The sequence below is a fragment of the Streptomyces odontomachi genome (assembly GCF_024435355.1).
In the GTDB taxonomy this organism is placed as follows: domain Bacteria; phylum Actinomycetota; class Actinomycetes; order Streptomycetales; family Streptomycetaceae; genus Streptomyces; species Streptomyces odontomachi.
On record NZ_JAMJWG010000042.1, the window covers coordinates 21,314 to 34,115 of the forward strand.

The 12,802-nt window shown below is 71.2% G+C and carries 10 protein-coding genes and 1 riboswitch; of the genes, 4 read left to right on the forward strand and 6 right to left on the reverse strand.

All coding sequences use genetic code 11. The features are described 5' to 3' along the window. Positions 1–20: 20 nt before the first annotated feature. The 3 genes from NQO67_RS41660 to NQO67_RS41670 form a co-directional block, all read right to left on the reverse strand. Complete coding sequence (locus NQO67_RS41660) at positions 21–455, reverse strand: roadblock/LC7 domain-containing protein (RefSeq protein ID WP_255955814.1); 435 nt, start codon at positions 453–455, stop codon at positions 21–23. Positions 456–772: 317 nt separating this feature from the next. After that, on the reverse strand, positions 773–2,959 hold the full coding sequence (locus NQO67_RS41665; protein ID WP_255955815.1) for a sensor histidine kinase: 2,187 nt from the start codon (positions 2,957–2,959) through the stop codon (positions 773–775). A 458-nt stretch (positions 2,960–3,417) separates the two neighbouring features. After that, positions 3,418–4,602 (reverse strand): MBL fold metallo-hydrolase, encoded by a 1,185-nt coding sequence (locus tag NQO67_RS41670; RefSeq protein ID WP_255955816.1) that lies wholly within the window; start codon positions 4,600–4,602, stop codon positions 3,418–3,420. Positions 4,603–4,897: 295 nt separating this feature from the next. On the opposite strand from NQO67_RS41670, the gene NQO67_RS41675 reads away from it, so the two are divergent. Continuing rightward, positions 4,898–5,488, forward strand: a complete 591-nt coding sequence (locus NQO67_RS41675) for a carboxymuconolactone decarboxylase family protein (protein WP_255955817.1) — start codon at positions 4,898–4,900, stop codon at positions 5,486–5,488. 245 nt (positions 5,489–5,733) lie between these two features. Here NQO67_RS41675 and NQO67_RS41680 read toward each other — a convergent pair whose 3' ends face one another. Beyond that, positions 5,734–6,519, reverse strand: a complete 786-nt coding sequence (locus NQO67_RS41680; RefSeq protein WP_255955818.1) for a M23 family metallopeptidase — start codon at positions 6,517–6,519, stop codon at positions 5,734–5,736. Between the two features lie 3 nt (positions 6,520–6,522). Further along, positions 6,523–6,680: riboswitch (cyclic di-AMP (ydaO/yuaA leader) on the reverse strand. A 621-nt stretch (positions 6,681–7,301) separates the two neighbouring features. On the opposite strand from NQO67_RS41680, the gene NQO67_RS41685 reads away from it, so the two are divergent. The 3 genes from NQO67_RS41685 to NQO67_RS41695 all read left to right on the forward strand — a co-directional run bounded on the left by NQO67_RS41685 (position 7,302) and on the right by NQO67_RS41695 (position 9,111). Beyond that, on the forward strand, positions 7,302–8,099 hold the full coding sequence (locus NQO67_RS41685; protein ID WP_255955819.1) for a tyrosine-protein phosphatase: 798 nt from the start codon (positions 7,302–7,304) through the stop codon (positions 8,097–8,099). A 234-nt stretch (positions 8,100–8,333) separates the two neighbouring features. Beyond that, complete coding sequence (locus tag NQO67_RS41690; protein ID WP_255955820.1) at positions 8,334–8,951, forward strand: helix-turn-helix domain-containing protein; 618 nt, start codon at positions 8,334–8,336, stop codon at positions 8,949–8,951. Then, positions 8,944–9,111 carry a DUF6126 family protein gene (locus tag NQO67_RS41695; protein ID WP_255955821.1) on the forward strand — a complete coding sequence of 56 codons (168 nt, stop codon included), beginning with the start codon at positions 8,944–8,946 and terminating at the stop codon, positions 9,109–9,111. The genes NQO67_RS41690 and NQO67_RS41695 overlap by 8 nt, the downstream gene beginning before the upstream one ends. A gap of 6 nt (positions 9,112–9,117) precedes the next feature. On the opposite strand, the gene NQO67_RS41700 is transcribed toward NQO67_RS41695, so the two are convergent. Beyond that, positions 9,118–10,593: an aspartate aminotransferase family protein gene (locus tag NQO67_RS41700; protein ID WP_255955822.1), complete on the reverse strand. Its 1,476-nt coding sequence runs from the start codon at positions 10,591–10,593 to the stop codon at positions 9,118–9,120. A 179-nt stretch (positions 10,594–10,772) separates the two neighbouring features. Then, positions 10,773–12,719, reverse strand: coding sequence for a 1-deoxy-D-xylulose-5-phosphate synthase (gene dxs / locus NQO67_RS41705; protein ID WP_255955823.1), 1,947 nt, complete (start codon positions 12,717–12,719; stop codon positions 10,773–10,775). Positions 12,720–12,802: the final 83 nt, after the last annotated feature.

Below are 12,802 nucleotides of genomic sequence, written 5' to 3' on the forward strand. Positions count from 1 at the left end.
GTCCTGGGGTGTGGTCACGCTCATGGCCGCAGCGCCACGGGTTCGGCGGCGGGCTGTCGCGGCGCCGTCACCAGATACGGGCGCACGCTCTTGACCAGCATCGCCATCTCGTATCCGAGGATCCCCGCGTCGGTGCCGGGCCCCGCGAGAACGGCGAGGCAGGTACCCGAGCCTGCGGTGGAGACGAAGAGGAGCAAGGTTTCCAGCTCGACGACGATCTGGCGCACCGCACCACCGGCGTCGAACCGTGCACCGGCGCTGCGCCCGAGGGAGCAGAGCCCCGAGGAGAGCGCCGCCAAGTGGTCGGCGGCGTCGGGATCGAGGCCGTGCATGGCCTTGACCAGCCCGTCGGAGGACAACAGCACGGCTCCGCTGGTGTGCGGCACACGCTGGACCAGGCTCGTCATCAGCCAGTCGAGATCACGAGCATGACCGGTCGGCGCATCGCTCGCCATGGTGGATCCACTCCTTGGTACGAACACGAACATGGAAGAACGTGGAAGAATGCGAAAGCGGAAGAATGCGGAAGAACGTGAGAAATCGTGGGACAACATCGAACGTCGGATAGTGGGTTAAGGGGTGCCGGGCTCGGGAGCACACGCGGCGGGGTGGGTGGGCCGAGGTATCGGGCGTCGTCCGGGGTCGGGCGTGCCGTATGGGCCGCGACGCCGGGCGTGCGACGAGACGGCGGGCGAGGGAGGCGGTGACCGGCGGGTCGGCTGGCTTGCCGGTACTGGTCGGGCGGGCGCCACCCGGCTCGCCCTGCGCGGCGTCAACCTCCGTCGGGTCGGGTGCCCACTTCGCTTCCGGGTGCCGTACCTGGCGCCTGCTCCGCCTCTCCCCGTCCGAAGCCGTGCCGGAAGGCCGCCATCAGGTGAGGCGTGGCGCCGGTGTCCTCGGTACGCTCGTTCGACGGGTCGGCGGGGGCGGGCCGCAGTTGGGGCGCGAGGTGTTGCTGGGCCTGGCGTCGGGGAAGCCGCGGCCGGCCGGGGAGGTCGCCGTAGGCATCGGACGGGTCGCCGCCACCGGATGGAGCCCGGGACGAGCAACGGGGCGCAGGCACCGGCACCGTGGCCGGCCCGGATTGCACCGACCGGGCCGTGGGCGCCGGCGGGGGCGCCGCAGCGGGCGGGAACGGGGGCGTCGGAGTCGCAGCGCGCGCCCCGGCGCGCACGGGTGCGGAGCCAGGCGCCGGTGAAGGCTCAGGCATGACGAAGGTGTGTTCCGGCGCCTCGGCGGCGTGCTCGCGCGCCTGATCGTGCGCCGATCCACCGCTTCCGATCGGCCCGGGTGGTGCCGGGACACAACCGGGCACCTGGGCACCACCGGTCACGGTGTGGGCGGGAGTGCCATCGGGATGCCCGAACCTGCCCTGTCCTCCGTGTGCTCCGAACGCTCCCAGCGGTCCGAGTGCTCCCAGCGCTCCGGGTACTGCGGCTTCTCCGGGTACTGCGGCTCCTCCAGGTACCCCGACCACCCCAGGCGCACCGGCCCCTCCAGGAACCTCGACCACCCCAGGCGCACCGGCTCCTCCGGGCGCTCCGGCCTGCCCAGGAACTCTCAACTGCTCGTTCCTCTTGGGCAATGCGGCGGTGCCCCGGCTCTCGGCGGTCGTCGTCGTGACGACGGCGCCCGCGCCGGCCGCCGGCGGGGTGCCGGTGTCGGCTCCGGCGCCCGCAGCGATCCCGCGTTGCCCCGCGTCCGGGGTGTCGTCGCCCGCGCCGAGCAGGGTCTTCGGCAGGACCAGGACGGCCTGGGTGCCACCGTAGATGTTGGTCTGGAGGCGTACCGAGACGGTGTGCCGCCGGGCCAGTTGGGAGACCACGTACAGGCCGATCCGTCCGTCCCGCAGCAGCCCGGCGACGTCGACCCGGGCGGGGTCGGACAGCAGCAGGTTCATCCTGGCCTGTTCGGGTGCGGGCATGCCGAGGCCGCGGTCCTCCACCTCCACGGCGAGCCCGGAGGTGACGGGGCAGACGCGCAGCAGTACGGGGGTGTGGGGGGCGGAGAACACCGTGGCGTTCTCGATGAGTTCGGCCAGGAGGTGGATCACGTCGGCGACGGCGTGGCCGCGCACCGCGCCTTCGGTCGGCGGCACCAGGCGCACCCGCGGGTACTGCTCGACCTCGGCCACCGCGGAGCGCAGCACGTCCACGACGGGCACCGGACGGCTCCACCGACGGCGCGCGACGGCACCGCCGAGCACGGCCAGGCTCTCTGCGTGCCGCCGCATACGGGTGGCCAAGTGGTCGACGTGGAAGAGGCACTTGAGCAGGTCGGGGTCCTCGATCTCGTTCTCCAGCTCGTCGATGAGCGAGATCTCCCGGTGCGCGAGGGACTGCAACCGCCGGGCCAGGGTCACGAACACCTCGATCACATGGTTCATCGGCACCATGCCGGCCTGACGGCCCTGCCGGGTGCCGACCGGCTCGCGGGGCAGCCGGGCGGCCTGGGCCACGGCGGTGACGGCCGCGTCATGGGCACGGCTCAGCTCGCCGGCGAGCAGGTCGAGCTCGTCCCCGCGGTGGCCCGGCGCGGTCAGCGCGGACTTCCTGGCCGCGGGCGGCTTCTCGCCGTGCTGCAACGATTCGGTCAGAGCGCGCAGTTCGGCGTGCCGGCGGGCGGTGCCGCGGCGCAGTCCCACGATGCGGTCGCGCAGGGTGTCCGCCGTGCGGCAGGCGCCCACCACCGCTGCGGCGAGGCTCACCAGGGTCAGCACGATGGCGCTGGTCAACGCGGCCCAGGATCCGGCGCCCGGGCGGCCGGGTCGGTCCCAGAGCGTGCACAGGACGGTCGTCCAGGTGCAGAGCGTGACCGCGGCGGCGGGGATCAGGGCGAGACGGAGTAGCTGGGTGCGTATGGGGACGGCGGGGGGTGCGGCGGCGTGGCCGGCGGGTCTGCCGTGTTTGCCGCCGGCACGCCGATCCCCGGGCGTGAGCGTGGCAAGGAGGTGAGGCATCGAGGTCCTTCGGTGGGTGTCCATGCCGGTCGGGCGGGGCGAAAGCCGGTGGGCTCCCGCTGGGCCGTACGGGCGTACGGCACCGCCGTGCCGGGCGGCAGGCACTCACAGCTACTGTTTGCCGCCCTGCGGGCACTCACAGTAGTCGCATCAGATGTGCCCGCGGCGGACAGTTGCCAAAGTCCGGTGGATAACGCCCCTCTGTGGTATGAGCCATCGCACACCAGGCCGAGCCCAGCAGAAACCAGCAGAAACTGGTAGGACCGGTGGGAACCCTCGGTAGTCGGGAATGCGATGCCCAGCCCCACGCCACCGTCACCTCGCCGACACCCGCACCAGCACCAGCACCAGCACCAGCACCAGCCAACGGGCACCGACCAACGGGCACCGATCACCCGCTCTCGCCGGGCACCGGTCGCCGTCACACGCGGCGACCGCCCACCGCTCCCGGCTCGCTGCTACGCCGTGAGGCTGTCGCCGGCGGCCGGTGCCGCGGATGCCTGCGCCGGGGGCCGGGCGGGCCACCCCTCGACGGGTGGTTCCGCGACGGTCCGCCACCACGGGTCGACCGGGGGGAGGTCGGCAGGCTCGAACGGCTGCCCGGGCCGTGGCGCGGCGAGCGGGACGCCGGCCTCGTCGGCCGCCCGCATGGTCCACTCCCCCGGCTCCGCCCATGGGTGCGGCGCGAGGTTGAACGTGCCCCAGTGGATCGGCAGCAGCGCCCCGGTCGGGCGGTCGCCCTGGAGGTCGAGATGGGCACGCAGCCCCTCATCGGGCGTCATATGGATATCTGGCCAGAATTCGCTGTACGCCCCGATTTGGATCATGGTCGCGTCGAACGGGCCATGGGCGGCGCCGATGTCCTGGAAGCCCGGGAAGTAGCCGGTGTCACCGCTGTGGAATATGCGGTGCCGCTCACCGACCACGGACCACGACGCCCAGAGGGTGTGCTGGCGGTTGCGCAGGCCACGTCCGCAGAAGTGGCGGGCGGGGGTGGCGGTCAGGGTCAGGCCCGCGATCTTCGTGGACTCCTGCCAGTCCAGTTCGCGCAGGCGTCCCTCGGCCACGCCCCAGCGCTCCAGGTGCGCGCCCACGCCGAGCGGCACCGCGAACCGGGTGTTCGTGGTGGCGAGGGCCTTGATGGTGGGCAGGTCCAGGTGGTCGTAGTGGTCATGGGAGATCACGACGACGTCCACGCGGCCCACTGAGGCGATCGACAGGGGCGCCGGGTGCAGCCGGCGGGGCCCGATGAAACCGAAGGGTGAGCAGCGCTCGCCCCAGACCGGGTCGAAGAGGATCCGGCTGCCGTCCACCTCGGCGAGCACGCTGGAGTGCCCCATCCATGTGAGCCGCAGGCCGCTGCGCGGCGGCTTGGCGAGGTCGGCCACGGTGCGCTCGTACACGGGCACCGGGCCGCGCGGGGTACGGTGCCGCCGGCCGTCCTTGCTGAAGTAGTCCTTCACCAGGCTCAGGGTGGAGCCGGACGGGGGACGGGTGCGTGCCCCCACCGGGTTCTGGAACGAGCCGTCCGCGAAGTGCGGCGAGCTGCGGATGCGGGTGAGCCGCTCGCCTTCCGGATCCGCGCCGAAGGCGGTGGGCCGCAGCGAGCGGATCCGGGAGCTCAGGGATCGGGAACCGGTCACAGCGCCTCCTGGTGTCTGGGACAGCACCCGCAGAGACTTTCCGCCGCCACGGGCCTGCCGGACCTTCCGTGCACCGCACGCGCGCGCGGCTGCCGGGCACGGCCGTACGGTGCGGCCCTTCCATTATGTGTGGCACCGGTGACAGCGCCTCGGCACAGAGGTTCCTGAGGTCGGCTTACGGACACCCGTCGGGTGGCGGGGTGGGGAGGGGGCCTCGGGGCCCGGGGCCCTGTCACATTTCCTGCCACCCGCTCTGTCAGGACAGTGAAGGAGCTCTCAACCAGGAGGTGGCCTCATGGCCCGTGTCTCACTCGATCCGCCTCGCACCCTCTTCTTCCGTGCCATGGAGTGGTACTCGCGACGCGCCTACGGCGAGGTCCTCGACCCCGGCAAGGCCATGGCGCACAGTCCGCGGGTGCTCTGGGGCTATCTCCGCTTCGAACGGTCCGTGAGCAGGTGGAACAAGCTCGACCACGGTCTCGGCGCACTGGCCGAACTGGCGGCCGCCGGCGCCATCGGCTGCTCGTGGTGCATGGACTTCGGCTACTGGGTCAGCCACCGGGCCGGCGTCGATCCCGAGAAGCTGCGTTCCGTTCCCGGCTGGCGGGACAGTGACGTGTACACGCCCTTGGAACGGGATGTGCTGGAGTACGCGGAAGCGATGTCGCTCACCCCGCCCACGGTGCCGGACGAGCTGGCCGAGCGACTCCGGGACCGGCTGGGTGAACCCGCGTTCGTCGAGCTCACGGCCTTGATCGCGGTGGAGAACCAGCGCTCCCGGATGAACTCGGCGCTCGGGCTCACCAGCCAGGGGTTCAAGGACCAGTGCGACCTGCGGGACCGCCCGCCGAGCAGCGTGCCGACGTCCCAGGCGTCCGCCGGGTGATCACCGGCGCGCCCACCGCCGCCCGGGGGACCGGTGTACGGCAACGGGAGCAAACGGGAGCAGGGGCCCACCGTCCCCTTGGTGGGCCCCTGCTCGGGGTCGGGTCCGCGTCAGGAGTCCGTGGCTGACGGGACGACGACCGTGGTGTTCAGATGTCCCGGGGTACGTCCCTCCCGGGGCACCCCCGACCGGCGGGGCACTGGCTTGTGCCCGGCGGCCGGGGCGGTGTCATGCGCGTGCTGCGGTCAGAGACCGACGCCGTGCGAGCGCAGGTAGGCCACCGGGTCGACGTCGCTGCCGTAGTCGGGCGTGGTGCGGATCTCGAAGTGCACATGCGGCCCGGTCACGTTGCCGGTCGCCCCGGACAGGCCGATCTCCTGGCCCTCCGTGACGTTCTGCCCGGCCGAGACCTTCAGGGACGACATGTGACCGTACTGGCTGTACTTGCCGTCGCTGTGCTGGATGACGACCTGGTTGCCGTAGGCGCCGCCCCAGCCGGCGGTGACCACCTTGCCCTCGGCTACGGCGTGCACCGGCGTGCCGGTCGGCACGACGAAGTCCTGCCCGGTGTGGTGCCCGCTGGACCACATGCTGCCCGCCGTGCCCCAGGAGGTGCCCAGGGTGGCACCGTCGACCGGCTTCGTGTAGCCGGAGTCGGTCTTCGCTGCGGCATCGGACGCCTTGGCGGACGACTTGGCGGACGACTTCGCATGCGACGCCTTGGCGTGGGCCGCCTTGCCGCTCAGCGTGAGCTTCTGGCCGGGGTGGATCAGGTTCGGGTCGTCCCCGATGACCTTGTGATTGATGCGGTAGATCTGCTTCCAGCCACCCTTGACGTGCTGGTCGTGAGCGATCTTCCCCAGCGTGTCGTGGGGCTTGACCTCATAGGTCTGCGCGTGGGACGGGGCCGCTTGGGCACCCGCCGCCCCGATCAGGGGGAGGGCGAGTGCGGCGCCACCGGTTCCGGCGACGGCGAGCTTGCGGGTGACGCGGTGCGACTTCAGACGACGGTGCTTACCCTTCGCGGGCATGGCGGTTCCTCTCCGGCGCCTACGAGGTGAGCTGTCGGGTTCGGGCTGGAGATGCCCGGCCGTGCACGAGGCACGGCTTCACCCCAAGCCGTTCCGATTGACGGGAACGGCGCAAAACCTGCGGGTCCCCCGCTCCTGCCAGGTACGGGTGGGTGGGTGCGATCTCCCGGACGGTGGCAGGACTCGGCGTCCGCCCGGAATCAGCGCGACGCTAAGCGAATCGGGACGCCGGGGACAAGCGGCGGCGGGCGCCCGCCCTCGTCCGCAGACGGTTTTCCTTGATCCAAGGCCCCCGCCGCGGTGACGCAGCGTGGCTCCGCCCGCTCCCGGACCGCACAACGCCCGCACTGGGGCCGGGAGTTGTCGAACGGGTGATCGGCACGCACCGTCACGATTATGATCCTGCTCACGTGCCCGTGGAGCCATGAACGTTTATTTCAGCCGCAGTTGGAAGCAAATTCTTGAACATCTGCAATTCGGGCAGATGGGGTGAAATTCGTTCTTCGGTATCCCGCCTTCATGCCGCGGCACGGGCTCCGCCCAGGGGGAACCACTGCACCCCGCGCCGCCCTGGGCCGCGCCGGGCGACACGCCGAAATCCCTGCTCGACGAGCACCACGTCCCCCTCCTGTGCGCCGAGCGTGCGCCCTGGTCGATGCGCAGGCCGGCGCATCGAAGATCGCGTCCGACCGTGGTGTCGTATCGTCGGACCGGCGCCCGTGGTCGAGCGGGGCGCACCACCGGCGACCAGCGCCGGTGGCCGACGACCGGGAGGAGCCCACGTGACACAGCAGGTCCCTCAGGCCGAACCCGAGCTCGCCGGCGTGCGGAACTTCCGCGATGTGGGCGGCCTGCCCACCGCGGACGGACGCCGGGTCGGGCACGGACGGCTGTTCCGCAGTGGCCACCTGGCGCATGCCACCGAGGACGACGTGGCGTTCCTGAACACGTTGGGCCTGCATACCGTCTTCGACTTCCGTAACGCCGCCGATCACCAGCTCGAAGGCGAGGACGTCCGGCTGGACGGCGTGCGCAACCTCAGCATCCCGCTCAGCGACCCGAGGGAAGGCGCCACGTTCTGGAAGATGGTGCGCGAGGGGGAGCTGGACGAACTGCGCGCCCTGCTGTCCGAGGGCCGGGCCGCGGCCCGGATGGTCGCCTCGTACCGCATGATCATCACCAGCCGCACCGCGGAGCACCGGCGGGTGCTGCGGGCGCTCGCCGACGACAGTGTGCCCGCCCTGATGCACTGCGCTGCCGGCAAGGACCGCGCGGGCCTGTCGATCGCGGTGACCCTGCTCGCGCTGGGCGTGGAACGGGACGCGATCGAGGCGGACTACCTGGCGTCGAACGCGAACCACCGCCGTTACAAGGTGTACCGCAGCAACACCGCGCCCGACGGCATGTCACCCGAGGTCATGGAGTTGCTGAGCCCCCTCTTCGAAGCCCGCGCCGGCTACCTGGAGGCCGCGTTCGAGGAGATGGCGAAGAACTGGGGCGATGTCGAGGGCTACCTCACCCAGGGCCTGGGCGTCACGCCCGGACTGCGCGAGCGACTGCGCGAGAACCTCCTCGACTGAACGCCCCCGGCCGCGTACAGGGCAGCGTGCCCGGCGACACCCCCATGACCGCTGTGGCCGCACCCCTGTGACCCCTGTGACCGCTGTGGCCGCGAAGGCCGTGCAAGCCGCTATGGCCGCGCACGGATCTCGCCCGTACGCTTGAAAACCTCCGGCTTCCTCTCCTGCCCTTCACCTTTTTGCCTCATAGGCAAAAAATTTGCCTATGAGGCATGGTTCTGGCTACATCGAAGCATGAGCCCCGCCGACGAGACGATGCCCGCCGTCGCGGTACGGCTGCGTGAGCTGCGCCGCCGTGCCGCCCTGACCCTGGAGGCGGCGGCTCGTGCGGCCGGGCTCTCCCCCGCGCATCTGTCCCGGCTGGAGACCGGACAGCGCCAGCCGTCACTGCCGCTGCTGCTCACCCTGGCACGCGCGTACGGCACCACCGTCTCGGAGCTGCTCGGTGAGATCACGCCGGGGCACCAGGCCGTCGTCCGCGCCGCCGAGGCCAGACCGGGCCGGACCGGCGGCTGGACGTACTGGCAGGCCGGCACCACCGGGCGCGGAATGCAAGCGCTGCGACTTCTGATCCCGTACGGCTCGCAGAGCGACATCGTCCGGGTGCACCCGGGTGAGGAGTGGCTCTACGCGCTCCAGGGTGAGGTCCGGCTGCGCCTGGGCGACTCCGAACACGTCCTCGCGCCCGGTGACAGCGCCCACTTCGACTCGCTCACCCCGCATCGGCTCGCCGCCGTGGCCCCGGCCGGTGCCGAGTTGCTCTTCGTCCACACGCTGTTGCAGAGCCCGGCCGACGCGCTGTGCCTCGGCACCGGGCCCCGCGGTCTGACCCCAGGAGGCGGACATGCCTGAACGCACCCGTGACGCCACGGGCTCGCTGATCGACCCCACTCACCCGATCGAGGACCGCGTCCCCAGGGGGATCTGGGTACGTGTCCTGATCTACGTGTGCGCCGGCCACTTCCTCGCCGGCTTCCTGTTCCTCCTCTTCGCCCTCGGCGGCCGGGGATGAAGGCCCCTACCGGTTGGCGATCGCCTGCTTGACCAGCGTCTTGCCGAAGTCCCACATCAGCCCGCCGTTGTGCGCGTCGTCCATCACCGCGGTGAAGGCGGTCACGAAGCGGTCGACGTCCCGTTCACCGACGATCAGCGGCGGGATCAGCTTGATCACTTCCAGGTGGTCGCCGGAGACCTGGGTGAGGATGCGGTGCTTCTGGAGCAGCGGTACGACCACCATCTGCGCGAACAGCCCCTTGCGCGCGGCTTGCAGCATGGTCCAGCGGCTGCGCAGCTTCAACGAGGTGGGGCGGCCGAACTCGATGCCGATCATGAGCCCTCGGCCCCGTACGTCGCTGAGCAACTCGTAGCGGTCGACGAGCGCCCGCAACCGGGACTTCAGCAGCTCGCCGGTGGCCCGGGCGTTCGCCACGATCCGCTCGTCCGCCATGACCGACAGTACGGCCAGACCCGCGGCCATCGCCTGGGCGTTGGAGCCGAAGCTCGCCGAATGGACCAGGACCCGGTCCATCGACGTGTACACCTTCTTGAAGATCCACTCCTTGCCCAGGGTGGCGCTGACCGGCACGTAGCCACCGGAGAGCGCCTTGGCCACGCACACCAGGTCGGGCTCGACGCCGGCCTCGTGCTGGTAGGCGTAGAAGTCACCGGTGCGGCCCAGGCCGGTCTGCACCTCGTCCGCGATGAGCAGCGCCTTGTGCCGGTGCAGCAACTCCTGTGCGGCCCGCAGGTATCCGGGCGGCGTCTCGTGGACGCCCTTGCCCTGGATCGGCTCCACGATCAGGGCGGCGACGTCGCCCTTCTTCAGCTCGGCGGCGAGCGCGTCGAGGTCGCCGAGCGGCACGGGGGTGTCCGGCAGCAGCGGGGCGAAGCCGTCGCGGAACCCGGCCTCACCGTTGACCGACAGGGAGCCCGTGGTCAGGCCGTGGAAGGCGTGCGCGCAGTACAGGATCCTGGGTCTGCCGGTGGCGTACCGGGCGAACTTCAGTGCGGTCTCGACGGCTTCGGTGCCGCTGTTGCCGAAGAACACCCGGTCCAGGTGGGGGCTGTGCGCGAGCAGTCGTTCGGCCAGTAGGCCCGGCAGCGGCTGGCAGTCGAAGCGGGTCAGATCGGCGAGCGAGGCGTCCAGCACGTCGTGCAGGGCCTTGCGGACGACCGGGTGGTGACGGCCGAGGCCCATCACGCCGAAGCCGGCGAGCATGTCCAGGTACTCGTGTCCGTCGGCGTCCCAGAAGTACGGGCCCTCGGCCCGCTCGTAGAACTTGTCGAAACCGATGGTGTGCAGCATGCGGGGCAGTTGGTGGTTGAGGTGCTTCGCGTGCAGCTCGTAGCGCTCCGCGCCGCGCTCGGCGAGCAGCCTGCCCAGGTCGAACCCCTTGCCACCGGGGGTGGCAGGGCCACCGTCAGGGCGTGGCTCCGTGCTGCTGCGGGGTACGGAGACGCTCTGAACGCCGTGGGCGGGTGAGGGGGTCGTCATCGGAACTCCTTGCGTGGAGACCCCCGCTTGGCGGCGGGGGAGGAAACGCATGCGCAGCCTTGTGGTGCCGGCACCGCAACATCGCTGCGCATGCGTTCCGTACAGATGGTGAGGTCGGTGAGGTGTGTCCCAGCGGTACTCCGTCGGGCAGGAGCCCCCTCCTTCAGGGAGGGGGGAGGTCAAGCCCGTGTCTCCTTGGCCGCCGCCGTCCGGTTCCGCCGGGTGGCCGGCCGTTTCCCGTCTGCCGCGGCGCCATTGCCCTGACGGGCCAGTGAGGCGCCGATCCGGCCCGCGATCTCGACCGGGGTGAGTCCGATGTCGGCCAGCACCTCGCCGCGCTTGCCGTGCGGCAGGAACTGCTCCGGGATGCCGAAGCGCCGTACCGGAACGTCCACGTCGGCCTCGCCCAGGGCGAGGGCCACCGCGGAACCGACACCCGCGGCACGGCTGTTGTCCTCGACCACGGCGACCAGGCGGTGCTCGGCGGCCAGCGGTGCGAGCGCGGGGTCGACGGGCTTGACCCAGCGCGGGTCCACCACGGTGCAGCCGATTCCGCGGGCCTGGAGCAGCTCGGCGGCCTGGAGGCAGACGGGGGCCATCACGCCGACGGCGACCAGCAGCACCTCGGGCCGCTCGGCACGCTGCAACACGTCCATGCCGCCGATCCTGCCGGTGGCCGGGATCGCCGGACCCACCGACTCCTTGGGGAACCTGATCAGGGTCGGTGCGTCGTCCACGGCGACCGCCTCGCGCAGTTCGGCGCGCAGCTGGTCGGCGTCGCGCGGAGCGGCGATCCGGAGGCCGGGCACCACCTGGAGGATCGACATGTCCCACATGCCGTTGTGCGAGGGGCCGTCCGCGCCGGTCACGCCGGCCCGGTCCAGCACGAAGGTGACACCGCACTGGTGCAGGGCGACGTCCATCAGCAGCTGGTCGAAGGCCCGATTGAGGAACGTGGCGTAGACGGGCATCACCGGGTGCAGGCCGCCGGTGGCGAGCCCGGCGGCGGAGACGGTGGCGTGCTGCTCGGCGATGCCGACGTCCCACACCCGGTCGGGGAACCGCCGGGCGAACTCGCTGAGGCCCACCGGGTCGAGCATGGCGGCGGTGATCGCGACGATGTCCTCGCGCTCCGCGCCCAGCCGGGCGATCTCTTCGCCGAACACCGACGTCCACGAGGGCGCGCTGGACGGCTTCAACGGCTCGCAGGTGAGCGGGTCCATCGCGCCGACCGTGTGGAAGTGGTCGGCGTCGTCGGCGAGCGCCGGCTCGTAGCCGCGGCCCTTCTCGGTGATGCAGTGCACGAGGACGGGTCCGTGGAAGCGCTTGGCGCGCCGCAACGCCGACTCCATGGCGCCGGTGTCGTGCCCGTCGATCGGGCCGAGGTACTTCAGGCCCAGGTCCTCGAACATGCCCTGCGGGGCGAAGGCGTCCTTGAAGCCCTTCTTGGCGCCGTGCAGCGACTCGTACAGCGGCCGCCCGACGACGGGCATGCCTTGCAGCACGTCCTTGCCCCAGGCGAGCACCTTCTCGTAACTGTCGGTGGTGCGCAGGGCGGCCAGGTGGTTGGCGAGGCCGCCGATGGTGGGTGCGTAGGAGCGCTCGTTGTCGTTCACGACGATGATCAGCGGGCGGTTCTTGGCGGCGGCGATGTTGTTCAGCGCCTCCCAGGCCATGCCGCCGGTCAGTGCACCGTCGCCGATGACGGCGACGACATGGCCGCGCTCCCCCAGCACATCGCGGGCCTTGGCGAGGCCGTCGGCCCAACCCAGCGCGGTGGAGGCGTGGCTGTTCTCGATGACGTCGTGCTCGGACTCCTCACGGGACGGGTAGCCGGACAGGCCGCCCTTGCCGCGCAGTTTGGAGAAGTCCTGGCGCCCGGTGAGGAGTTTGTGCACGTAGCTCTGGTGTCCGGTGTCCCAGAGAATGCGGTCGACCGGTGATTCGAAGACGCGGTGCAGGGCGATGGTGAGTTCCACCACGCCCAGATTGGGACCGAGGTGACCTCCGGTCCTGGCCACCGCCTGCACCAGGAATTCCCGGATCTCCTCGGCCAGTATGTCGAGTTCCGCCTCGGACAGCGCCTTCAGATCGCGCGGCCCCCGGATGCCTTCCAGAATCGTCACGCTCGGGCCCCCTCTCTGTGTGCCTGTGTGGGCTCTTGTGCCTGCGGTCAGCCGACGGTGACGGCGGGTTCCCCGGAGGCGAT

What these genes read in the sequence shown, in the direction of transcription:
- NQO67_RS41660 (WP_255955814.1), bottom strand. Translation starts at nt 455, where the DNA reads ATGGCGAGCGATGCGCCGACCGGTCATGCTCGTGATCTCGACTGGCTG.
- NQO67_RS41700 (WP_255955822.1), bottom strand. Translation starts at nt 10,593, where the DNA reads ATGACGACCCCCTCACCCGCCCACGGCGTTCAGAGCGTCTCCGTACCC.
- NQO67_RS41690 (WP_255955820.1), top strand. Translation starts at nt 8,334, where the DNA reads ATGAGCCCCGCCGACGAGACGATGCCCGCCGTCGCGGTACGGCTGCGT.
- NQO67_RS41680 (WP_255955818.1), bottom strand. Translation starts at nt 6,519, where the DNA reads ATGCCCGCGAAGGGTAAGCACCGTCGTCTGAAGTCGCACCGCGTCACC.
- NQO67_RS41675 (WP_255955817.1), top strand. Translation starts at nt 4,898, where the DNA reads ATGGCCCGTGTCTCACTCGATCCGCCTCGCACCCTCTTCTTCCGTGCC.
- NQO67_RS41695 (WP_255955821.1), top strand. Translation starts at nt 8,944, where the DNA reads ATGCCTGAACGCACCCGTGACGCCACGGGCTCGCTGATCGACCCCACT.
- NQO67_RS41665 (WP_255955815.1), bottom strand. Translation starts at nt 2,959, where the DNA reads ATGCCTCACCTCCTTGCCACGCTCACGCCCGGGGATCGGCGTGCCGGC.